The following is a 20,565-nucleotide window of genomic DNA, read 5'->3' as shown; positions in this document are numbered from 1 at the left end:
AGGTCCATCAGTGGCTCAGCCCGTATTTCTTCACTTTGTCGAACAGTGTGGTCTTGGCCATCCCCAGTTCCTGACTGGCTTGGGTCAGGTTGCCGCCGCTGCGCTGCAAGGCATCGTTCAGCAGGTTGCGTTCGAAAGCTTCCACCGCTTCGGCGAAGGCCAGGCCCTGATTGCTGCCGCTGGCGCCGGTCTTCTTGAAGGCCGGCAGACCGAGGGCGAAGCGTTCGGCGACGTTGCGCAGTTCGCGCACGTTGCCTGGCCAGTCGTGGCTCATCAGAATCGACACGGTCTGGTTGTCCAGTTCAGGCAGCGAGCGGTCGAAGCGCAGGGATGACTGCTGCAAAAAGTGCTCGAACAATTGCAGGATGTCTTCGCGGCGTTCGCGCAGCGGCGGCAGTTCCAGGGTGACCACGTTCAAACGGTAATACAGGTCGCTGCGAAACTCGCCGGCCTTGCTCGACTCATCCAGGTCGGACTTGGTCGCGGCGATCACCCGGCAATCCACCGCCACGCTCTGGTTCGAACCCAGGCGTTCGAGGGTGCGTTCCTGCAGCACCCGCAGCAGCTTGATCTGCAACGGCAGCGGCATGCTTTCCACTTCGTCGAGGAACAGCGTGCCGCCATCGGCGTGTTCGATCTTGCCGATCCGCCGTTTGCCGGCACCGGTGAAAGCGTTGGCCTCGTGGCCGAAGATTTCGCTTTCGAACAGGTTCTCCGGCAGGCCACCGCAGTTCAGCGCGACGAACTGTTTGCTGTGCCGACGGCTGAAGTCGTGCAGGCAACGTGCAACCAGTTCCTTGCCGGTGCCGGTCTCGCCTTCGATCAGCACGTTGGCCGACGTATCGGCGACGTTGGCGATCAGTTCCCGCAGGTTCTGCATGGCCGGCGAGCGACCGATGATCCGGCCTTCGAGGGAATCGCGCTCGAACAGTTGGCGACGTAACGAGGTGACTTCCCGCGCCAGGCTGCGTTGCTCCAGTGCACGGCGGGCGACGTCCACCAGGCGTTCGGGGGAGAAGGGTTTCTCCATGAAGTCGTAGGCGCCTTTCTGCATCGCGCCGACGGCCATCGAGATGTCGCCGTGGCCGGTAATCAACACCACCGGAAGGCTGCGATCACGGGCCTTGAGCCGGGTCAGCAGTTCCAGGCCATCGATGCCCGGCAGGCGGATGTCGCTGATGACGATGCCGGCGAAGTTATCGCCCACCCGCTCCAGCGCTTCTTCGGCGCTGCCGACGCCGATGCAGGGAATGTCTTCGAGCGTCAGTGCCTGTTGGCAACCGAGCAGCACATGGGGGTCGTCTTCGACGATCAGCACACTTAGGTCGTTGTTCATATTGGCTCGGCGGGAGTAGGGCTTACCAACGGTAAACTGAGGACGAAGGTGGTGCCACCGCTGGCCGGGTGTTCGACACCCAGATGCCCGCCCGTGGCGGCGGCCAGGCTCGCCGACAGGGTCAGGCCGAGGCCCAGGCCCTGTTCGCCGGGCTTGGTGGTGAAGAACGGTTCGAACAGATGCTTGCGCGCTTCGGCATCGATGCCGTGGCCGTTGTCGCGCACCCGCAGGCGATACTTGCCGTCGTATTCCTCGCCTTCGAGCCACAACGTCGGTTGGGGCTGCGACTGCATGGCATCGAGCGCGTTGCCGATCAGGTTGACGAGGATCTGCTCCAGACGGGTCTGGTCGATCTGCACCTGCACGTCGGTGAAATCGCGATGCAGTTGCAGCGGCACGCTTTCCATCCGGCTGCCCAGCAGTTGCAGGGCGGCGTCCACGCCTTTGCCGAGGCTGGCCTGGCCCTGGTCATCGCCGCGGCGGGCGAAGGAGCGCAGGCTGGCGGTAATCCGGCCCATGCGGTCGATCAGTTCATTGATGGTTTTGAGATTGGTGCTGGCCACATCCAGCTGACCGCGCTCCAGAAAACGCACAGTATTGCCGGACAAGGTCCGCAAGGCTGCCAGCGGTTGGTTCAATTCGTGGGCGATGCTGGTGGACATCTGGCCGATGGCCGCCAGTTTGCCGGCCTGGACCAGTTCATCCTGAGCGCGGCGCAAGGTTTCTTCAGCCTGCCGACGCTCACGAATCTGCCCCTTGAGCCGTTCGTTGCTGGCACGCAGGTCAGTGGTGCGTTCGGTAATCCGACGCTCCAGTTGATTGTTGGCTTCCTGCAAGGCTTCCCGCGCCGCAAGGCGGGTGGCGATCACTTTGCGCCGCTCGTTCCAGGCGATCAGCAGGAAGGCCACCAGGGCAAACGCCACCGCCACCAGGATTCCCTGATTGATCGCTTCACGCCGAAGGTCTTGCAGGGGCGTGAGCAGGGTGAAATTCCACGGGGTGTCGCTCAGCGGCCGGGTTTGCGACAGGTAGCTGATGTTCTCTTCATCGGACACCAGTTCGCTGTTGGCGGGGAAGGTCAGTTTTTCCTCGCCTTCAGCCAGTTTCTCTCGGGCCAGCGGTTGCAGTTCATTCAGCGGATACCAGTAGTACTGAAGGCTGCGGGCCAGGCGTTCCTTGGTGTCGTCGCTCAACGGCAGCACCGACTTGAGCCGCCGCGCCGGATCGCTGGAGAGGATGATGATGCCGTTCTCATCGCTGACGAACGCTTCCAGGCGCGCGCGCTGCCAGCGTTCTTCCATGGCTTCGAGGCGCACCTTGACCACCGCGACGCCGGTGATCTTGCCATGTTCCTCCAGGCCATGAGCCAGGTAATAGCCGGGTTCGCCGCTGGTGCTGCCGATGCCGTAGAACCGCCCCGGCTGGCCGCGCACGGCGTTCTGGAAGTAGGCGCGGAAGGACAGGTCTTCGCCCAGATAACTGTCGACATCGCGCCAGTTGCTGGTGGCCAGTACGCGTCCGGTGGTGTCCATCACATAAATGGCCCGACTGCGGCTGCGCCGGTTCAGGCCTTCGAGGTATTCGTTGACCCTCTGCCGCAGTTCCGGCGACGGGTCTGCCAACAGCTGGGAAACACTCGATTCGAGTTCCAGCAGGCTGGGCAGGTAGGTGTATTTGCTGATCTCGCTTTCGACGGCGCGCGCGTGCAGTTCCAGCTGACGCTGGCCATTCTCGCTGAGGCTGCGAATGCCGTAGTGTTCACTGACCCAGAAGCCGATGTAACCCAATCCGATCATCAGGGCGATGATCAGCGGCGGCAGGAACAGATGGCGAATCAAACGGGGTTTCACGGCGAGTGATGGCGGCGCGGCGCGATAGAGAGTGGAGTCGCATTTCATCACAGATGCCTTGGGTCAACCACAACACAATATCCATATCCCCACGGGCCCCGTGGGAGTTGCTGTATGGCAAGGGGGCTTTTGTGGCGAGGGGGCCCCCTCGCCACAAAAGCCCGCTCCCACAATTAGGGGAGCGGTGCCTTCCTTCTTAGTGCTGCAGAATCTTCTCGAGGAAATGCTGCGCACGCTCGGAGCGGGCGTTGATGTCGCCGAAGAACTCTTCTTTCCTGCAGTCTTCGATAATCTTGCCGGCGTCCATGAAGATCACCCGGTCCGCGACCTTGCGGGCGAAGCCCATTTCGTGGGTCACGCACATCATGGTCATGCCTTCGTGGGCCAGTTGCACCATCACATCCAGCACTTCGTTGACCATTTCCGGGTCCAGTGCCGAGGTCGGTTCGTCGAACAGCATGACGATCGGGTCCATCGCCAGCGCACGGGCGATCGCCACACGCTGTTGCTGGCCACCGGAAAGCTGGCCCGGATGCTTATGCGCATGGGCAGACAGCCCGACGCGCTCAAGCAGTTGCAGGCCTTTCTTGGTGGCTTCTTCCTTGCTGCGACCCAACACCTTGATCTGCGCGATGGTCAGGTTTTCGGTGATGGTCAGGTGCGGGAACAGTTCGAAATGCTGGAACACCATGCCCACCCGCGAACGCAGTTTCGGCAGGTTGGTCTTCGGATCGGCGATGGACGTGCCATCGACGATCAAGTCGCCTTTCTGGAACGGTTCCAGTGCATTGACGCACTTGATCAGGGTGGATTTGCCGGAACCGGACGGCCCGCACACCACGATCACCTCGCCTTTTTTGACCTCGGTGCTGCAATCAGTCAGTACCTGGAAGTCCCCATACCACTTGTTGACGTTCTTGATAGAGATCATACGGCGAACCTTTTTTGCAGACGCTTGACCAGCTGCGAGGCGGCAAAGCTGATGATGAAGTACGTGAGACCTGCGAAGATCAGGAACTCATTGGAGCGGCCGATGATGTCGCCACTGGCACGCGAGGCATTGAGGAAGTCCACCAGGCCGACCGCGTAGACCAGCGAGGTGTCCTGAAACAGGATGATGCTCTGTTGCAACAGCAGCGGGGTCATCTTGCGGAACGCTTGCGGCAGGATGATCAACCGCATCATCTGGCCATACGTCATACCCATGGCCTGGGCGGCGCTCATCTGGCCCTTGGGAATCGACTGCACCCCGGCCCGGACGATTTCGCAGAAGTACGCTGCTTCGAACATCATGAACGCCACGATGCACGAGGCGAACGCGCCGATCGGGGTGTCTTCGCCGGTGATCCAGCGCAATACGAACGGCACCGCTAGGTAGAACCAGGTGATGACCAGCAGCAGCGGGATCGAGCGGAAGTAGTTGACGTAGGCGCCGGCAATGTTCGACAGCAGTTTGTTGTGGGACAGGCGCATCAACGCCAGGACCGTGCCGAGGATGATCCCGCCGCTCACGCCCAGGGCCATCAGCTGGAGGGTCATGACCATGCCGTTCCACATACCCGGCAGGGACGGAATGATGCCCGAGAAGTCGAATTCCATCATTTACCCCCTACGGAAATCAGGCCCGGCACGGCGACTTTCTTCTCGACCGCGCGCATCAGCAGCATCAGGCTCATGTTCAGGGTGAAGTAGATCAGCGTTGCCAGGGTGAAGGCTTCGAACAGGTTGGCGGAGAACTCGGCGGTCTGTTTGGTCTGCGCCAGCAGCTCCATCAGGCCGATCAGCGACGCGACGGAGGAGTTCTTGAACACGTTCAGGAATTCCGAGGTAAGCGGCGGAATGATGATGCGATAAGCCTGGGGCAGCAGCACGTTCCAGTAGATCTGCGGCAGCTTGAAACCCATGGCGCGGGCAGCGGATTCCTGGCCGCGGGGCAGCGCCTGGATACCGGTGCGCACTTGTTCGCAAACCCGGGCCGTGGTGAACAGGCCCAGGCACACGACGACACTGAGGAAGGCCGAGGTGGTCGGGTTCAGGTCCTGCTTGTACCAGTCCTGCAGGTTTTGCGGCAGCAGGTCGGGCACCAGGAAGTACCAGATGAACAGCTGCACCAGCAGTGGCACGTTACGGAAGAGTTCGACGTAGCAGGTCGCGATGCCCGATACGATGCGATTCGGCACCGTGCGCATGACACCCAGGATCGAGCCCAGCAGCAGCGCGATGATCCAGGCGGCGACGGCGATGGCGATGGTCCAGCCTAAACCGGAGAGGTACCAGTCGAAATAAATTTCGCTGCCCACGCCGGTGGACTTGAAGAACACGCCCCAGTCCCAGTTGTAATTCATTAGGGTCTCCCCTCGGATTCGATCGATGTACAAGTGCCCGATGACGGTCAGGCACACGCGAACGGCTCGACAACCACCGGTTCGAGTGTTTCCAGAAATGCCAGCAGGGAGTGACAACCCCTGAAAGGGCAGAGGCCTTCTCAGGGGGGAACGTTAGTCAGAAATCAGGATTTCTTTTCGTCAGCCGCTTTGTCGGTCGGATTGGCGATCAGGGTCTTGAGCTCGTCGCTCATCGGGAAGTTCAGGTTCAGGCCTTTTGGCGGGATTGGCTGCATGAACCATTTTTCGTAGATCTTGTTGATCTCGCCCGACTTGTAGGTCGCGATGATTGCGTCGTCGACGGCTTTCTTGAACGGTGCGTCGCCCTTGCGAACCATGCAGCCGTAGATTTCGAACGATTGTGGTGTGCCGGTCACGGCCCAATCATCCGGCTTCTTGGCCTTGGCCATTTCACCGGCCAGCAAGGCGTCGTCCATCATGAAGGCCACGGCACGGCCGGTTTCCAGCATCTGGAAGGATTCGCCATGGTCTTTGGCGGAGATCACGTTCATGCCCATCTGCTTGTCGGCGTTCATCGACTTGAGGATGCGCTCGGACGTGGTGCCGGCGGTGGTCACGACGTTCTTGCCTTTGAGGTCGGCGAAATCTTTGTAGGGCGAGTCTTTCTTGGCCAGCAGCTTGGTACCGATTTCGAAGATGCCGGCGGAGAAATCAACTTGTTGCTGACGCTCGACGTTGTTGGTGGTGGAGCCGCACTCGACGTCCACGGTGCCGTTCTGCACCAGCGGGATACGGGTTTGCGAGGTCACCAGGTTGTATTTGACCTGGAGGTTGGGCATGTCCAGGTCTTTCTTGATGGCTTCGACGATTTTCAGCTGGATATCGTGGGAGTAGCCAACCGGTTTGCCGGAAGCGTCCGCGATGTAGGAAAACGGAATGGAAGCGTCACGATGCCCGAGGGTGATGGTGCCGGACTCTTTGATCTTCTTCAGTGTGCCGGTGAGTTCGGCGGCGAAAACTGGAGTGCTAATCAGAGCGGCAGCAATGGCTGCGCCCAGGAGATGGGGAACGATGCGCATCAAATTTTCCTCGACATTGTTTTTTTTATGGAGCCAGTTCATCGGCCTTTTTTGGTGCTTCGAATGCCTGGCGGCTCCTGAAGGAGTAGCGCAATAAACATTCGTCCGGGAGAGTAGAGCATGACTCGTGCCAGACCATGCATCATCTATCAAATTATTGATTTTTAAGAGTATTTTAATGTTGGTGACGTTGAGTTTGTTGTCGGATGATCCGGTTTTCCGAATCGACCGAGGAGTCGCGTTCGGAAAACCGAATGGATTGATTCACACAAAACTGTAGGAGCGAGGCTTGCCCGCGAAGGGGGCACTGCGGTCTGTCTGTTGAACCGCTTTATCGTTCTTCGCGGGCAAGCCTCGCTCCTACAGTAATGCGCGGTATGAAAAAGCCCCTGAATCGTGAGATTCAGGGGCTTTGGTTTAACCGGATACCCGATCAGGCCGCTTCGATCTTGCTGCGGTTCTGTTCGAGCTTGTTCAGGTAATCCTTGAGCTTCTGCTGTTCCGCCGCAGTGGTGAACAGCCCAAGCTTGCTGCGGCGCCACAGGATGTCATCGGCGGTGGTCGCCCATTCTTCGCTGCACAGGTAGTCGACTTCGCGGGTGTAGAGGCCGCCGCCGATGTGTTCGCCCAGGTCACCGAGGTTTTCCACGCCTTCGAGCATGCGCCAAGTGCGGTTGCCATAAGTGGTGGACCAGCGTCGGGCGATCTCGGTGGGGATCCAGTCGAACTTGTCGCGGATCCGCGAACTCAATGCCTGCGGAGTCGTCATGTCTTCGCCACCGGGCAGGGGCGCGCTGGCGGTCCAGCTTGGCTTGATGTGCGTGAAGTACGGGGCCAATTGCGCCAGCGCCGACTCGGCCAGTTTGCGGTAGGTCGTCAGCTTGCCGCCGAACACCGACAGCAACGGTGCTTCTTCACCAGAACCCGACAACGCCAGGGTGTAGTCGCGGGTGACGGCCGACGGGTTGTCGGATTCGTCGTTGCACAGCGGACGAACGCCGGAGTAGCTGTGCAGGATGTCCGCGCGGCTGAGTTGTTTCTTGAAGTGGGCATTGACCACTTTCAGCAGGTAATCGGTTTCGCCTTCAGTGATCGCCACTTTTGCCGGGTCGCCGGTGTACTCGCGGTCGGTGGTGCCGATCAGGGTGAAGTGGTTCAGGTACGGAATGGTGAAGACGATGCGCTGATCTTCGTTTTGCAGAATGTGCGCGTATTCGCCTTCATACAGTTTTGGCACGATCAGGTGGCTGCCCTGGATCAGACGGATGCCGTATGGCGATTCCATCTTCAGGTCGTCACGAATGAACTGGGCGACCCATGGGCCGGCAGCGTTCACCAGTGCCTTGGCGCGGATCGAAAACAGGCTGCCATCGGCGCGTTCCAGGTTCATGTGCCACAGGCCCTTGGTGCGACGGGCACTGACGCAGCGGGTTTGCGTATGAACGTGAGCACCTTTCTCGCGGGCAGCCATGGCGTTCAGTACGACGAGGCGTGCGTCATCGACCCAGCAATCGGAATATTCGAAGCCTTTGGTGATTTCGCTTTTCAGCGGGCTGTCCGGGCCGAACTTCAGGCTTTTCGAGCCTTCGAGTTTTTCCCGTTTGCCGAGGTGGTCATAAAGGAACAGACCGGCGCGGATCATCCAGGCCGGACGCAGGTGCGGGCGGTGGGGCAGCACGAAGCGCATCTGTTTGACGATGTGCGGCGCCTTGGCCAGCAGCACTTCGCGCTCAGCCAGGGCTTCGCGCACCAGGCGGAATTCATAATGCTCCAGGTAGCGCAGGCCACCGTGGATCAGCTTGCTGCTGGCCGACGAAGTGTGGCTGGCCAGATCATCCTTTTCGCAAAGGAACACCGAAAGGCCGCGACCGGCGGCATCCGCTGCGATCCCCACGCCATTGATCCCACCACCAATGACGGCGATATCGTAGACCTCGGCGAGAGGGGGCGTAGGCAAGGTAGAAGTGGGCATCGGCTGGCCTCGGGCTTTTTTGATTTCTATATTTGAATTCGAACATTAATGTTCATTTGCGAAAATACTAGCCCATAAAGACGCCCACAGCCAGTGTGCTTCGATTGAAAATACTGATCGAAGGGCCGTTAAAGGAAAATTTTCGAACATTGAATGATGGTAGGGAGTGCTTTTGTGGCGAGGGAGCTTGCTCCCGCTGGGCTGCGAAGCGGTCCTATAACCGGCTACCGCGGTATCTCAGGAAGAACATGTTGTCTGATTGGCGTCTGCTGTGCAGCCGAACGGGGGGCAAGCCCCCTCGCCACAGGGGGGATGTGCTTACACGACCTCCAGCCGAATCTTGTGCTGGCTCAACAACTGCGCCAGGGCCGGCGAAGGCGGCTGGTCGGTGACCAGGCAATCGATCAGGCTGATCGGCCCCAGGCGAATCATGGCGTTGCGCCCGAATTTGCTGGAGTCCGCGGCGAGAATCACCTGTCGGGCGTTGGCGATGATCGCCTGGGATACCCGCACTTCCTGATAGTCGAAATCCAGCAAGCTGCCGTCTTCATCGATACCACTGATGCCGACCAGGGCGAAGTCGACCTTGAACTGGTTAATGAAGTCGACGCTGGCCTGACCGACCACGCCACCGTCACGCCGCACGTTGCCACCGGTCAGCAGCACGTCGAAGTCGTCCTTGGCGCTGAGCATCGAGGCCACATGCAGGTTGTTGGTGATGATCTTCAGGTGGCTGTGGTTGAGCAGCGCCCGAGCAATGGATTCGGTGGTGGTGCCGATATTGATGAACAGCGAGGCATGATCGGGAATCTGCGCCGCAATGGCTTCGCCGATACGCTGCTTTTCATCGCGCATCTGATCGGCGCGCATGGCGTAGGCGGTGTTTTCGACGCTGGAGTCGTAGGCTGCGCCGCCGTGATAGCGACGCAACAGATTCACTTCCGCCAATTGATTGATATCGCGGCGGATGGTTTGCGGTGTAACGACGAACAGCTGGGCCATTTCCTCGATGCTGACATAGCCGCGTTCGCGGACCAGTTCAAGGATTTGCTGCTGACGGGGAGGCAGATTCATGGGGCTTCCTTTGGGCTGCCGTGCAAAATTTGCCCATGATGCCGCAGGAATCCGCTCCCTACCAGTTACAACCGGATACGAGTCCGGTCCGTGGCTTATTCAGCGCCTTCGTGCGGTTCCCAATCGCGAGTGCGGCTGACGGCTTTTTTCCAGCCGGCGTAGAGTTTTTCCTTCGCGGTTTCGTCCAGCGCCGGTTCGAACTCGCGCTCGATCACCGCCTTGCCGCGCAACTCGTCCAGGCTGCCCCAGAAACCGCAGGCCAAACCCGCCAGGTAAGCGGCGCCCAACGCGGTGGTTTCGCGCATTTTCGGGCGCTCGACTTGAGTGCCGAGAATGTCGGCCTGGAACTGCATCAGGAAGTTGTTCGCCACCGCGCCGCCGTCCACGCGCAGGGCCTTCAGGCGCTCGCCGGAGTCCTGCTGCATGGCGTCCAGAACATCGCGGGTCTGGTAGGCAATCGACTCAAGCGCGGCACGAATGATGTGATCCACGCGTACACCGCGGGTCAGGCCGAACAGTGCGCCACGGGCATACGGGTCCCAGTACGGAGCGCCCAGGCCGGTGAAGGCCGGCACCAGGTACACGCCGTTGCTGTCCTTGACCTTGTTGGCGAAGTATTCGGTGTCGTGGGCGTCGTTGATGATTTTCAACTCGTCACGCAGCCACTGCACGGTGGAGCCACCGTTGAACACCGCGCCTTCCAGCGCATAGGCCACTTCGCCACGCGGGCCGCAAGCGATGGTGGTCAGCATGCCGTGTTTGGACTTCACTGCTTTGTCGCCGGTGTTCATCAGCAGGAAGCAGCCGGTGCCGTAGGTGTTTTTCGCCTGGCCTGGCTCGACGCACATTTGGCCGAACAGGGCGGCCTGCTGGTCGCCGGCGATACCGCCAATGGCGATGCCGCTTTTGGTGTGGCCGTAGATTTCGGACGAGGACTTAACTTCCGGCAGCATCTCGCGCGGGATGTCGAGGACGTCCAGCATCTTCGCGTCCCACTCCAGCGTGTGGATGTTGAAGAGCATGGTGCGCGAGGCGTTGGTGTAGTCGGTGACGTGCACCTTGCCGCCGGTAAATTTCCAGATCAGCCAGCTGTCTACGGTGCCGAACAGCAGTTCACCCTTGCGCGCCCGCTCACGGCTGCCTTCGACATTGTCGAGGATCCACTTGAGCTTGGTGCCGGAGAAGTACGGGTCGGTGACCAGGCCCGTGGTGTCGCTGATGTATTGCTCGTGGCCGTCGCGCTTGAGCTGCTGGCAGATTTCGGTGCTGCGGCGGCACTGCCAGACGATCGCGTTGTAGATAGGGCGGCCAGTGGTCTTGTCCCAGACCACGGTGGTTTCGCGCTGGTTGGTGATGCCGATGGCCGCGACCTGGTCGTGATGCAGGCCGGCTTGAGCCAGGGCCTCGACCATCACGGCGCTCTGGGTGGCGAAGATTTCCATCGGGTCGTGTTCGACCCAACCGGCTTGCGGGTAATGCTGTGCGAATTCACGCTGGGCGGTGCAAACCACGTTCGCGTCGCGATCGAAAATGATCGCGCGGGAGCTGGTCGTACCCTGATCGAGGGCAATGATGTAGTTCTTATTCTGAATGTCGGTCATGTCGATTGCCTTGGACGAAATAAGGAAGTGAAGTCAGGCGCGGGATCAAAATGGGCAGGATCACGCGCCAACGGTTTCAAGACGTTCTTGGTTTGCCGTCAATGGCCAGTGCTGCGTCCTTTGTAGCAGGTATGGCGCTGGGCAGATGACGGGCAATCAGCCCGCGATAAGCTGCAGCACCGAGACAGGCACCGACAATCGGTGCAAAAACCGGAATCAGGAAGTACGGGATATCGCGTCCGCCAGTGAAGGAAATTTCACCCCAGCCTGCAAAGAAAGTCATCAGTTTAGGACCGAAGTCGCGGGCCGGGTTCATCGCGAAACCGGTCAGCGGCCCCATCGAGCTGCCGATCACGGCAATCAGCAGGCCGATCAACAACGGCGCCAGCGGTCCTTTGGGCAGGCCATTGTTGTCGTCGGTGAGCGACATGATCACGCCCATCAGAATGGCGGTGATGATCACTTCAACCAGAAAGGCCTGGCCCGTGGACAGGGCAGGGTTCGGGAAAGTGGAGAACACCGAGGCCAATTCAAGGCTGGCTTCGGTGCCACGAACCATTTGGTGAGTTTGTTCGAAATCGAAGAACAGGTTGCTGTACAGCGTGTAAACCAACAATGCCCCGCAGAAGGCACCGGCGACCTGGGAGAAGATATAGAAAGGCAGTTTGCGCTTTTCGAAGTCAGCGAAAATGCTCAGCGCGATACTCACGGCAGGGTTGAGGTGCGCACCGGAAACACCGGCGGTGAGGTAGATCGCCATGCTGACGCCAACCCCCCAGATGATGCTGATTTCCCACAACCCGAAGCTGGCACCCGCCACCTTGAGCGCGGCAACGCAGCCGGTACCGAAAAAGATCAGCAGTGCAGTACCCAGAAACTCGGCCATGCATTGGCTCGAGAGCGACGGTTGTTGTAACGCAGTTGTCATTGAAAACCTCGTTTTTTGTTGTTGTGTGGCGCTTTTCCATCGAGGTCAAAGCGCGATTTTCACCGAGGCAGGATCCCCATCCTGTGCTCGGCTTACTGCCGGGTGCTGCGGTGAGACGTTCGTGCTGTGTTCACATTCGAAAAAATATAGACAAGAAGCACTGCTGTCAAAGGTCGAAAGTGAACCATCAGTCATATTTAAACTATTAGTCCTGTGAATGATCGCATCGTTCATCTGACGAGAGGCGTGTGGACGAACGACCGAAAGCCCGGCCATGCTTTGGAAATAGCAGCGCAATAGAGCCTTTTATCGATCAATGACCTAGAATCCTGCGCAGTATTTTTCTTCTGCCGCCAAGTCTGGAGCTGTCATGACCCCCGCATTGGATTTGTTGAAAAAAGTTCGTGCCGAACATCGTGTGCACAGTTACGAACATGATCCGAAGGCAGCGTCCTATGGTCTGGAGGCCGCGGAAAAACTGGGCCTGGCCCCCGCGCAGGTGTTCAAGACATTGCTGGCGGCCAGTGAGAAGGGGGAGTTATTGGTGGCGGTGGTGCCGGTCGTCGGAAGTCTGGACTTGAAGGCGCTGGCACAGGCCGCAGGCGTGAAAAAAGTCGAAATGGCCGATCCAGCCGCTGCGCAGCGTTCGACGGGGTATCTGTTGGGCGGTATCAGCCCGCTCGGGCAGAAGAAGCGCCTGCGCACGTTTATCGATCATTCGGCCCAGCCGTTTTCCAGTATCTTCGTCAGCGCCGGGCGGCGCGGTCTGGAAGTCGAACTGGCGCCTGCCGTGTTGGCCGAACACACCCAGGCGAAGTTCGCCGATATCGGTCGAGCCTGAGCAGAAGGTCTTGGGCTAACAACCCGGCGCTGTATGGTGGAAATTGGTTCGTTCTGTCACTGGTGAAGGGCTATGCCGGGCTTCATGCTCGGCGACCTGAAGAAAGGGAGAAGTGCCATGCAGCTTGAGTTTCATCAGATCGATGCGTTCAGTGATCGGCCGTTCAGTGGTAACCCGGCGATGGTGTACCGGCTCGATGCCTGGCTTGACGATGAGTTGATGCAAAAAATCGCCGCCGAACATAACCTCGCCGAAACCGCGTTCCTGGTGCGTGAGGGTGCTGTCTGGCGCATTCGCTGGTTTACTCCGACCACCGAAGTCCCGTTATGCGGTCATGCGACCCTGGCCAGTGCCTACGTACTGTTTGAACTCTATAAAGAACCGGTCGAGCGACTGGACTTCATCTGCAAGTCCGGCCCGTTGAGTGTCACCCGAGAGGGTGGGCGCTTGTGGCTGGATTTCCCGGCAGTCGTGCCGTCGGAAGTGGGCGTGACCCTGGATGTCGAGCGCGCCTTGGGCGTCGAGGCGGTCGATGTGCTGGGCTCGAACGAATTGTTCGTGGTGCTGGAGTCCGAGCAGGCGGTGCTCGATTGTCAGCCAGACATGATTGCCCTGGCGAAATTGCCATGGCCGGGCGCCATCGTGACAGCCAAAGGCAGCAAGCATGACTTTGTGTCGCGCTACTTTGCCCCGGCGATCGGCATCAACGAAGACCCGGTGACCGGTTCAACCCATTGCAGCCTGATTCCGTACTGGTCGAAACGCTTGAGCAAGTCGAGTCTGACGGCTTATCAGTGCTCGGCGCGGGGTGGGGAGTTGTTTTGTCAGCTGGAAGGGGATCGGGTGAGTATTGGCGGGAATGCGACGCTGGTCGCGAGCGGAACGCTAATGCTGGGTTAAACGAAAATCCAATAGATGGGAGCGAGCTCCCACCTATGTCCGCGTTGTTCAGCTGGCGGCGCCGTAGCGCCGAACCCCGGACTCGATCGTCGGAATCTGCGCCGCTGTACTGCCGGAGGCCTGGAACAGTACCAGGTGTTCCGCCGCTACCCGAATGCCGACTTCAGCACCGACCAGATGATCGGCATGACTTGGGAAAATCGACTCCAGCTGTGCGCCCGTAGGCAACTGCAAGCGGTACAGCGTTGAGGCACCCTGGAAGCTCTTGCCGACAATCTGCGCCCTCAGTGGGCTGGACGGTGCATAGACGATGTCGTCCGGACGCAGCAATACGTCCACGGCGCCACCGATCGGCCAGGTGTAGGCACGGTTGCCGCGCAATTCACCCAATTCGGTCTGCACCGACTCCGGGCTGCTCAACTGACCGCGAATGAAGTAACCCTGGCCAATGAAGCTGGCCACATACGGTGTCAGCGGTTCGTGATAGAGGTTGTAGGGGGTATCCCATTGTTCCAGGCGACCTTCCTTGAAAACGCCGACATGGTCGCTGACCGCGAAAGCTTCTTCCTGGTCGTGGGTCACCAGAATCGCACTGGTGCCGCGAGCCTTGAGGATGTCGCGTACTTCATGGCTGAGCTTGCGTCGCAACTCACCATCGAGGTTGGAGAACGGTTCGTCGAGCAACAACAGTTGCGGTTCCGGCGCCAGGGCGCGGGCCAGTGCAACCCGCTGCTGCTGGCCACCGGACAGTTCATGGGGAAAGCGCTTGCCGAGATTTTTCAGGTTGACCAGTTCGAGCAATTCTTCGGTGACACGATCCTTTTGCGGGTGCTTGCGGATCCCGAAGGCGATGTTCTCGGCCACGCTCAAATGCGGAAACAGCGCGTAATCCTGGAACACCATGCCGATCCGGCGTTTCTCCGGGGCGAGGGTGAAGCCGGCGCTGGAGATGGTCTCGCCCGCCAACTGGATCTCACCCTCGTGCACCGGTTCGAAACCGGCAATGGCCCGCAGAGTCGTGGTTTTGCCGCAGCCCGAAGAGCCCAGCAGGCAACCGATATCGCCGGCATTCAAATGCAGGTTGAGGTTCTGCACAACCCGCTGGTTTTGATAACCACAGGCCAGATTGCGCAGGTTCAGCAGTAATGGCTGGCTCATGCGTGATGGTACGAAGGTGGGACGAGAAACTCGAGCAGGGCCTTTTGTGCATGCAGACGGTTTTCGGCTTGATCCCATGCCACCGAACGCGGGTCGTCGAGCAGGTCGAGGCTGATTTCCTCGCCACGGTGGGCCGGCAGGCAATGCATGAACAGCACGTCCGGCGCGGCCAGGTCGAGCAGGGCACGGTTGACCTGGAACGGTGCGAACAGCTTCAGGCGCTTGGCGGTTTCCTCTTCCTGGCCCATGGAGGTCCAGACGTCGGTGCTCACCAGATGCGCGCCGCGCACGGCTTCCCGAGGATCGCGGACGATGCTTACCCGATCGCCGGCCTTGGCCACGAATTCAGGGTTGGGTTCGTAACCCTCCGGGCAGGCGATGCGCAACTGGAAGTCGAACTGGATCGCCGCTTCTATATAGCTGTTGCACATGTTGTTGCCGTCGCCGATCCAGGCCACGGTCTTGCCTTGGATCGAACCGCGATGTTCGAGGAAGGTTTGCATGTCGGCCAGCAACTGGCACGGGTGCAGGTCATCGGACAGGCCGTTGATCAGCGGGACTCGCGAATTGGCGGCGAATTCGGTCAGGGTGCTGTGCGAAAACGTACGGATCATCACTGCATCGAGCATGCTCGACATCACAATGGCGGCGTCGCCGATCGGTTCGCCACGGCCCAGCTGAGTGTCGCGCGGCGACAGGAAGATCGCCTGGCCACCGAGCTGGATCATGCCAGCTTCGAACGAAATACGGGTACGGGTCGAGGACTTCTCGAAAATCATCCCCAGGACGCGGTTTTTCAAAGGCTCGAACAGTACGCCGCGGTTACGCAGGTCCTTGAGCTCAACGCCTCGACGGATCACGCTGACCAGCTCTTCGGGCGTGCAATCCATCAGGGAGAGAAAGTGCCTTGCGCTCATCATTGACTACCTTTTTGCAACAGACCGCAGATACTCAAAGCCTTGTTTAACTGAAAAACGGGCGAGACCTGCGGCGTAAGCCGCACGGGGCGACGAAATAGGGGAAGGCGCGATATTGACATTAAATGTCGCGTTTTTCCAATAGGCTACGGTGTTTAGAGGATTTCAGAGAGGCTACGGGGTGACTGAGGTAGCGCTTTTGAAGCCTGTTTCCTGACAGCAGCTGAGCATTTGTACACTGGGCTCGCCGGGCTTGGCAATCAGGCAGGGCGCGGGCGACAGATTGGCAGTCGGTTTTTGATCTGTCATTCGAGCCTTTGGCGGGCAATGTGTCTAGTCTGAAACATTTGCTAATGCAAAGTGCTGGGTTATAACTAAAGCACGAGCGACGCAGGAAGCCTCAGGAATGGAATCGAAAGAACAGTTATTGATGGAGCTACTCGGCCTTACGGCTCGCTCTCTGACCCACCTCACTGCTTCCATGACCTCGATGTCTTTCGAGTTGTTACGCAGTGAAGATGAAGTCACCAAGGCGGCTGGCCGGCGCATGATCGACCGCATGGCCACCATCAGTGCCGGGCTCGACGAGCATTGGCGGCTGATCGGCGAGCTCACCGGCGTGCACGTCGCCCACGAGCAGATCGAAACCATCGAGGAAATCCAGCTGCAGGCGCCGCCGAGTCTGCCGCCGAACTGATCTCCTTGCTGCCATCGGCCGGCCTGATGGTCGTCGATTCACAAGACGAACGTCGCTGGCGCGGTGGCAAGTCACGCGCCATAGTTTTGTTCCCGCGGCCGACATTGCCCGCCCAGAACAAAACAGAGACTGGCCATGACCAAGACTCTCCATCACCGTGCGTGCCACCTGTGTGAAGCCATCTGCGGCCTGACCATCGAAACCACCGAGGTCGAAGGCAGCGGCGTGCAGATCACCTCGATCAAGGGCGACCCTCAGGACAGCTTCAGCCGTGGGCATATCTGCCCCAAGGCGGTGGCCCTGCAAGACATTCAGAACGACCCGGATCGCCTGCGTCAGCCGATGCAGCGAGTGGGTAGCGAGTGGCAGCCTATCGAGTGGGAAGATGCGTTCAGCCTTGTAGCCGAACGCCTGGCGGCGATTCAGGAGCGTCACGGGCAGAACGCGGTGGCGGTCTATCAGGGCAACCCCAGCGTGCACAACTACGGGTTGATGACCCACAGCAATTACTTCCTCGGCCTGTTGAAAACCCGTAACCGGTTTTCCGCGACGTCGGTCGATCAGTTGCCCCATCACCTGACCAGTCATTTGATGTATGGCCACGGCTTGCTGTTGCCGATCCCGGACATCGATCACACTGATTTCATGTTGATCCTGGGCGGTAATCCGCTGGCCTCCAACGGCAGCATCATGACCGTGCCGGATGTGGAGAAGCGCCTCAAGGCGATTCAGGCCCGGGGTGGCAAAGTGGTGGTGGTCGATCCGCGTCGCAGCGAAACGGCGGCGATTGCCGACCAGCATCTGTTCGTGCGCCCCGGCGGCGATGCGGCGCTGTTGTTCGGGCTGCTCAATACGTTATTCGCTGAAGGCCTGACCCGCGACAGTCATTTGCCGGTCGATGGGCTGGATGAAGTGCGTAAGGCGATCGCAGGTTTCACTGCCGAGGCCATGAGCCCGCTGTGCGCAGTCCCCGCCGAACAGATCCGTCAACTGGCGCGGGACTTCGCGGCAGCCCCGACGGCGGTCTGCTATGGCCGCATGGGCGTCTCGACCCAGGCCTTCGGCACCTTGTGCCATTGGCTGGTGCAATTGATCAATCTGGTGACCGGCAACCTTGATCGTGTCGGCGGTGCGTTGTGCACCGAGCCGGCGGTGGACCTGGTGGCGTCCACGTCGGGCGGCCATTTCAACCTGTGGCAAAGCCGCGTGTCCGGGCGTCCTGAATACGGTGGCGAGTTGCCGGTGTCGGCGCTGGCCGAAGAGATGCTCACCGAAGGGGAAGGGCAGGTCCGTGCGCTGATCACCGTGGCGGGTAATCCGGTGTTGTCCACGCCCAATGGCCGACAGCTGGAGCAGGCGCTGGACGGACTGGAGTTCATGGTCAGCGTCGACCTGTACATCAATGAAACCACGCGTTATGCCGACCTGATCCTGCCGTCGACTTCGGCGCTGGAAAACGATCATTACGACACCACCTTCAATATGTTCGCGGTGCGTAACGTCACCCGTTTCAACCGGGCGATTCTCGCCAAGCCGCAAGGCGCGCTGCATGATTGGGAGATCTTCGTGGGGCTGGCCAAGGCCTTTGCGGCGAAGACCGGCAAGGCGCTGAAACCGACCATTGCGCCGGCGCAGATGATTGACCGGGGGCTGCGGATGGGCCTGTATGGCGATGCTTCAGGGCACAAACTGTCGCTGGCGACCTTGTTCGATCACCCTCACGGTATCGATCTCGGCGCGCTCAAGCCCAATTTGACGCCTCGTCTGAAGACGGCCAATCAGCGCGTCCAGGCGGCGCCTGTGGAGATCCTCGCCGATCTGGCGCGCTTTGCGGCGTTGCAAGCACCAGCCGCCGATGAGTTACTGATGATCGGTCGCCGCCATGTGCGCAGCAACAACTCATGGATGCACAACTATCACCGCCTGGTGAAGGGCAAGCCGCGCCATCAACTGCTGATGCACCCGGACGACCTGGCCAGCCGCGGGCTCAGCGATGGGCAGCGGGTGCGCGTCAGTTCACGGGTCGGCGTGATCGAGGTTGAAGTGGTCGCCAGCCTCGATATGATGAAAGGAGTGGTCAGCCTGCCCCACGGTTGGGGTCATGCGCGACCGGGCGTGCAGATGACGATTGCCAGTGGCCAGCCAGGTTCCAGCGCCAATGACCTGACTGACGAATGTCAGCTCGATGAGTTGTCGGGCAATGCGGCATTGAACGGCGTGCCGGTGACCGTGGCGGCGGCGTGAACATGTCTGTCGGGGAGGCCGAGCATGGCGCTCGGGTTTCCGTTACAATGCGCCACCGTGCCGACCACTGAGTCGGAAAGTTCAGCCGAGGTGCTCCATGGATATCATCGAAACGATTAAAGAGCAGATTGCCAACAACACCATTCTGCTTTACATGAAAGGCTCGCCGAATGCCCCGCAGTGTGGGTTCTCCGCGAAAGCCGCCCAGGCTGTGATGGCCTGTGGTGAAAAGTTTGCCTATGTGGATATCCTGCAGAACCCGGAAATCCGCGCCAACCTGCCAAAGTACGCCAACTGGCCAACCTTCCCACAACTGTGGGTTGCCGGTGAGCTGGTTGGTGGTAGCGACATCATGACTGAAATGTCTGCCGACGGTTCGTTGCAGGCACTGATCAAAGACGCCGCCGCCAAAGCCGCCGCTGCCAAGACCGAAGCCTGATTCGGTACCTGTAGGAGCGAGGCTTGCCCGCGAAGCAGGCGCCGCGCTTCTGCAGATACACCGCGTCATCGTTCTTCGCGGGCGAGCCTCGCTCCTACAAGAGCGCACGTAAAAAGCCCCGCCTCTGTAAAGAGAGCGGGGCTTTTTATTGCGTCGGGGTTAGCGGCGTAGAACTTACTCTTCGCCCATCTGCGATTGCAGATAGTTCTCAAGGCCGACTTTATCGATCAGGCCCAGCTGGGTTTCCAGCCAGTCGATATGTTCTTCTTCGGACTCAAGAATGTCTTCGAGCAGTTCACGGCTACCGAAGTCGCCAACGGTTTCGCAATGGGCGATAGCGACTTTCAGGTCGGCATGACCGTCGCGCTCGATCTTCAAGTCACACTCAAGCATTTCCTTGGTGTGTTCGCCGATGTGCAGCTTGCCCAGGTCCTGGACGTTCGGCAGGCCTTCAAGGAACAGGATGCGCTTGATCAGCTTGTCAGCATGCTTCATCTCGTCGATGGATTCGTGGTACTCGTGCTTGCCGAGCTTGTTCAGGCCCCAATCTTCATACATGCGCGCGTGCAGGAAGTACTGATTGATCGCGACCAGTTCATTGGCAAGGATTTTGTTGAGATGCTGGATGACTGTAACGTCGCCTTTCATGGTGGGAGTCCTGCCCTGTATTAGCTGTATATAAGGCGGAGTTTGAGCCGCGTAATTAATAGTGTCAAACCTAAGTTATTGAAACTTAAATGAAAATTAATCGGAATAAGAATGTTTGTGTTCCGCGTCTAAGGCCTAAGCGATTGATTTTCAGACATAAAAAAACCGGACATCAAGTCCGGTTCTTCGAAATACGGTAGTTATGCGGCTGTAAATTCTACGGGGTAGGGGATCGCCGCCTGGGCCGTTTGCAGTTTGCCCAGTGTTTCACGCACCACTTCCTTGGCCAGGCAAGCGCATTTGCCACATTGGCCGGCTACGCCGGTAGCCAGACGGACTTCCTTGTAGCTGCAGCAACCTTCATAGATTGCATCGCGGATTTGACCGTCGGTGACGCCGGTGCAGAGGCAGACATACATAAGTGAGAACCGTCGCTGGTTGTGACTCAATTGCGATGGATCTTAATGTTAACGAGAATGATTGTCAAAGTGGTTTCTGAAGGCTTTTCGTCATAAGGGCCTTTGACTGACGAACGG

At 59.3% G+C, this 20,565-nt stretch carries 19 protein-coding genes; 5 read left to right on the top strand and 14 right to left on the bottom strand.

The window, feature by feature from the left end; genetic code table 11:
• Positions 1-7 precede the first annotated feature (7 nt).
• The 10 genes from aauR to AC07VO_RS17230 form a co-directional block, all read right to left on the bottom strand.
• Entirely contained in the window at positions 8-1,336 is a 1,329-nt protein-coding gene (gene aauR, locus AC07VO_RS17275; RefSeq protein WP_086946084.1) for a two-component response regulator AauR, read from the bottom strand.
• On the bottom strand, positions 1,333-3,234 hold the full coding sequence (gene aauS, locus AC07VO_RS17270) for a two-component sensor histidine kinase AauS (RefSeq protein WP_064616311.1): 1,902 nt from the start codon (positions 3,232-3,234) through the stop codon (positions 1,333-1,335). The genes aauR and aauS overlap by 4 nt, the downstream gene beginning before the upstream one ends.
• A 148-nt stretch (positions 3,235-3,382) precedes the next feature.
• Positions 3,383-4,117 (bottom strand): amino acid ABC transporter ATP-binding protein, encoded by a 735-nt coding sequence (locus tag AC07VO_RS17265; protein WP_018926621.1) that lies wholly within the window; start codon positions 4,115-4,117, stop codon positions 3,383-3,385.
• Positions 4,114-4,785 carry an amino acid ABC transporter permease gene (locus AC07VO_RS17260; RefSeq protein ID WP_018926620.1) on the bottom strand — a complete coding sequence of 224 codons (672 nt, stop codon included), beginning with the start codon at positions 4,783-4,785 and terminating at the stop codon, positions 4,114-4,116. Before AC07VO_RS17260 ends, AC07VO_RS17265 begins: the two co-directional genes overlap by 4 nt.
• Positions 4,785-5,531: an amino acid ABC transporter permease gene (locus AC07VO_RS17255; RefSeq protein WP_018926619.1), complete on the bottom strand. Its 747-nt coding sequence runs from the start codon at positions 5,529-5,531 to the stop codon at positions 4,785-4,787. Before AC07VO_RS17255 ends, AC07VO_RS17260 begins: the two co-directional genes overlap by 1 nt.
• Before the next feature lie 164 nt (positions 5,532-5,695).
• The gene (locus AC07VO_RS17250; protein ID WP_026286460.1) at positions 5,696-6,610 is read right to left on the bottom strand and encodes a glutamate/aspartate ABC transporter substrate-binding protein; all 915 of its coding nucleotides are present in this window, start codon (positions 6,608-6,610) and stop codon (positions 5,696-5,698) included.
• Between the two features lie 433 nt (positions 6,611-7,043).
• Positions 7,044-8,582, bottom strand: a complete 1,539-nt coding sequence (glpD, locus tag AC07VO_RS17245; RefSeq protein ID WP_018926617.1) for a glycerol-3-phosphate dehydrogenase — start codon at positions 8,580-8,582, stop codon at positions 7,044-7,046.
• A 318-nt stretch (positions 8,583-8,900) separates the two neighbouring features.
• Complete coding sequence (locus tag AC07VO_RS17240) at positions 8,901-9,656, bottom strand: DeoR/GlpR family transcriptional regulator (protein WP_007938932.1); 756 nt, start codon at positions 9,654-9,656, stop codon at positions 8,901-8,903.
• 95 nt (positions 9,657-9,751) lie between these two features.
• Positions 9,752-11,257 carry a glycerol kinase GlpK gene (glpK, locus tag AC07VO_RS17235; protein ID WP_018926616.1) on the bottom strand — a complete coding sequence of 502 codons (1,506 nt, stop codon included), beginning with the start codon at positions 11,255-11,257 and terminating at the stop codon, positions 9,752-9,754.
• Positions 11,258-11,333: 76 nt separating this feature from the next.
• Positions 11,334-12,185, bottom strand: coding sequence for an MIP/aquaporin family protein (locus tag AC07VO_RS17230; RefSeq protein WP_019581559.1), 852 nt, complete (start codon positions 12,183-12,185; stop codon positions 11,334-11,336).
• A 370-nt stretch (positions 12,186-12,555) separates the two neighbouring features.
• On the opposite strand from AC07VO_RS17230, the gene ybaK reads away from it, so the two are divergent.
• Together ybaK and AC07VO_RS17220 are read left to right on the top strand one after the other, a co-directional pair.
• Positions 12,556-13,026, top strand: coding sequence for a Cys-tRNA(Pro) deacylase (gene ybaK / locus AC07VO_RS17225; protein ID WP_111454728.1), 471 nt, complete (start codon positions 12,556-12,558; stop codon positions 13,024-13,026).
• A 117-nt stretch (positions 13,027-13,143) separates the two neighbouring features.
• Positions 13,144-13,926, top strand: a complete 783-nt coding sequence (locus AC07VO_RS17220) for a PhzF family phenazine biosynthesis protein (protein WP_026286459.1) — start codon at positions 13,144-13,146, stop codon at positions 13,924-13,926.
• A gap of 48 nt (positions 13,927-13,974) precedes the next feature.
• Here the strand turns inward: AC07VO_RS17220 and AC07VO_RS17215 are convergent, their stop codons facing one another.
• Positions 13,975-15,084: an ABC transporter ATP-binding protein gene (locus AC07VO_RS17215; protein ID WP_019581557.1), complete on the bottom strand. Its 1,110-nt coding sequence runs from the start codon at positions 15,082-15,084 to the stop codon at positions 13,975-13,977.
• On the bottom strand, positions 15,081-16,001 hold the full coding sequence (gene argF, locus AC07VO_RS17210) for an ornithine carbamoyltransferase (RefSeq protein ID WP_026286458.1): 921 nt from the start codon (positions 15,999-16,001) through the stop codon (positions 15,081-15,083). Before argF ends, AC07VO_RS17215 begins: the two co-directional genes overlap by 4 nt.
• A 406-nt stretch (positions 16,002-16,407) precedes the next feature.
• Between argF and plzR the strand changes: the two genes are divergently transcribed.
• The 3 genes from plzR (at position 16,408) to grxD (ending at position 19,381) form a co-directional block, all read left to right on the top strand.
• Complete coding sequence (plzR, locus tag AC07VO_RS17205) at positions 16,408-16,698, top strand: PlzR type 4 pili assembly inhibitor (RefSeq protein ID WP_018926610.1); 291 nt, start codon at positions 16,408-16,410, stop codon at positions 16,696-16,698.
• Positions 16,699-16,833: 135 nt separating this feature from the next.
• A complete protein-coding gene (locus AC07VO_RS17200) occupies positions 16,834-18,942 on the top strand; it encodes a molybdopterin oxidoreductase family protein (protein WP_457327292.1) in 2,109 nt (702 codons plus the stop codon).
• A 97-nt stretch (positions 18,943-19,039) separates the two neighbouring features.
• Positions 19,040-19,381 carry a Grx4 family monothiol glutaredoxin gene (grxD, locus tag AC07VO_RS17195; RefSeq protein ID WP_007938922.1) on the top strand — a complete coding sequence of 114 codons (342 nt, stop codon included), beginning with the start codon at positions 19,040-19,042 and terminating at the stop codon, positions 19,379-19,381.
• 174 nt (positions 19,382-19,555) lie between these two features.
• Here the strand turns inward: grxD and bfr are convergent, their stop codons facing one another.
• Entirely contained in the window at positions 19,556-20,029 is a 474-nt protein-coding gene (gene bfr / locus AC07VO_RS17190) for a bacterioferritin (protein WP_007898512.1), read from the bottom strand.
• 200 nt (positions 20,030-20,229) lie between these two features.
• Positions 20,230-20,448 (bottom strand): bacterioferritin-associated ferredoxin, encoded by a 219-nt coding sequence (locus AC07VO_RS17185; protein WP_018926608.1) that lies wholly within the window; start codon positions 20,446-20,448, stop codon positions 20,230-20,232.
• Positions 20,449-20,565 lie beyond the last annotated feature (117 nt).

This window comes from Pseudomonas sp. GW821-FHT03E01 (assembly GCF_059420765.1).
The sequence above is the reverse complement of the archived record's forward strand: the minus strand, read 5'-3'. Positions and strand labels throughout refer to the sequence as shown.

Excerpts from the sequence above, each read along its gene's own strand:
- aauS (WP_064616311.1), bottom strand. The coding sequence starts at position 3,234 with ATGAAATGCGACTCCACTCTCTATCGCGCCGCGCCGCCATCACTCGCC.
- AC07VO_RS17200 (WP_457327292.1), top strand. The coding sequence starts at position 16,834 with ATGACCAAGACTCTCCATCACCGTGCGTGCCACCTGTGTGAAGCCATC.
- aauR (WP_086946084.1), bottom strand. The coding sequence starts at position 1,336 with ATGAACAACGACCTAAGTGTGCTGATCGTCGAAGACGACCCCCATGTG.
- plzR (WP_018926610.1), top strand. The coding sequence starts at position 16,408 with ATGGAATCGAAAGAACAGTTATTGATGGAGCTACTCGGCCTTACGGCT.
- grxD (WP_007938922.1), top strand. The coding sequence starts at position 19,040 with ATGGATATCATCGAAACGATTAAAGAGCAGATTGCCAACAACACCATT.
- AC07VO_RS17255 (WP_018926619.1), bottom strand. The coding sequence starts at position 5,531 with ATGAATTACAACTGGGACTGGGGCGTGTTCTTCAAGTCCACCGGCGTG.
- AC07VO_RS17215 (WP_019581557.1), bottom strand. The coding sequence starts at position 15,084 with ATGAGCCAGCCATTACTGCTGAACCTGCGCAATCTGGCCTGTGGTTAT.
- AC07VO_RS17185 (WP_018926608.1), bottom strand. The coding sequence starts at position 20,448 with ATGTATGTCTGCCTCTGCACCGGCGTCACCGACGGTCAAATCCGCGAT.
- AC07VO_RS17260 (WP_018926620.1), bottom strand. The coding sequence starts at position 4,785 with ATGGAATTCGACTTCTCGGGCATCATTCCGTCCCTGCCGGGTATGTGG.
- glpD (WP_018926617.1), bottom strand. The coding sequence starts at position 8,582 with ATGCCCACTTCTACCTTGCCTACGCCCCCTCTCGCCGAGGTCTACGAT.
- ybaK (WP_111454728.1), top strand. The coding sequence starts at position 12,556 with ATGACCCCCGCATTGGATTTGTTGAAAAAAGTTCGTGCCGAACATCGT.
- bfr (WP_007898512.1), bottom strand. The coding sequence starts at position 20,029 with ATGAAAGGCGACGTTACAGTCATCCAGCATCTCAACAAAATCCTTGCC.
- AC07VO_RS17220 (WP_026286459.1), top strand. The coding sequence starts at position 13,144 with ATGCAGCTTGAGTTTCATCAGATCGATGCGTTCAGTGATCGGCCGTTC.
- AC07VO_RS17230 (WP_019581559.1), bottom strand. The coding sequence starts at position 12,185 with ATGACAACTGCGTTACAACAACCGTCGCTCTCGAGCCAATGCATGGCC.
- AC07VO_RS17240 (WP_007938932.1), bottom strand. The coding sequence starts at position 9,656 with ATGAATCTGCCTCCCCGTCAGCAGCAAATCCTTGAACTGGTCCGCGAA.
- argF (WP_026286458.1), bottom strand. The coding sequence starts at position 16,001 with ATGAGCGCAAGGCACTTTCTCTCCCTGATGGATTGCACGCCCGAAGAG.
- glpK (WP_018926616.1), bottom strand. The coding sequence starts at position 11,257 with ATGACCGACATTCAGAATAAGAACTACATCATTGCCCTCGATCAGGGT.
- AC07VO_RS17250 (WP_026286460.1), bottom strand. The coding sequence starts at position 6,610 with ATGCGCATCGTTCCCCATCTCCTGGGCGCAGCCATTGCTGCCGCTCTG.
- AC07VO_RS17265 (WP_018926621.1), bottom strand. The coding sequence starts at position 4,117 with ATGATCTCTATCAAGAACGTCAACAAGTGGTATGGGGACTTCCAGGTA.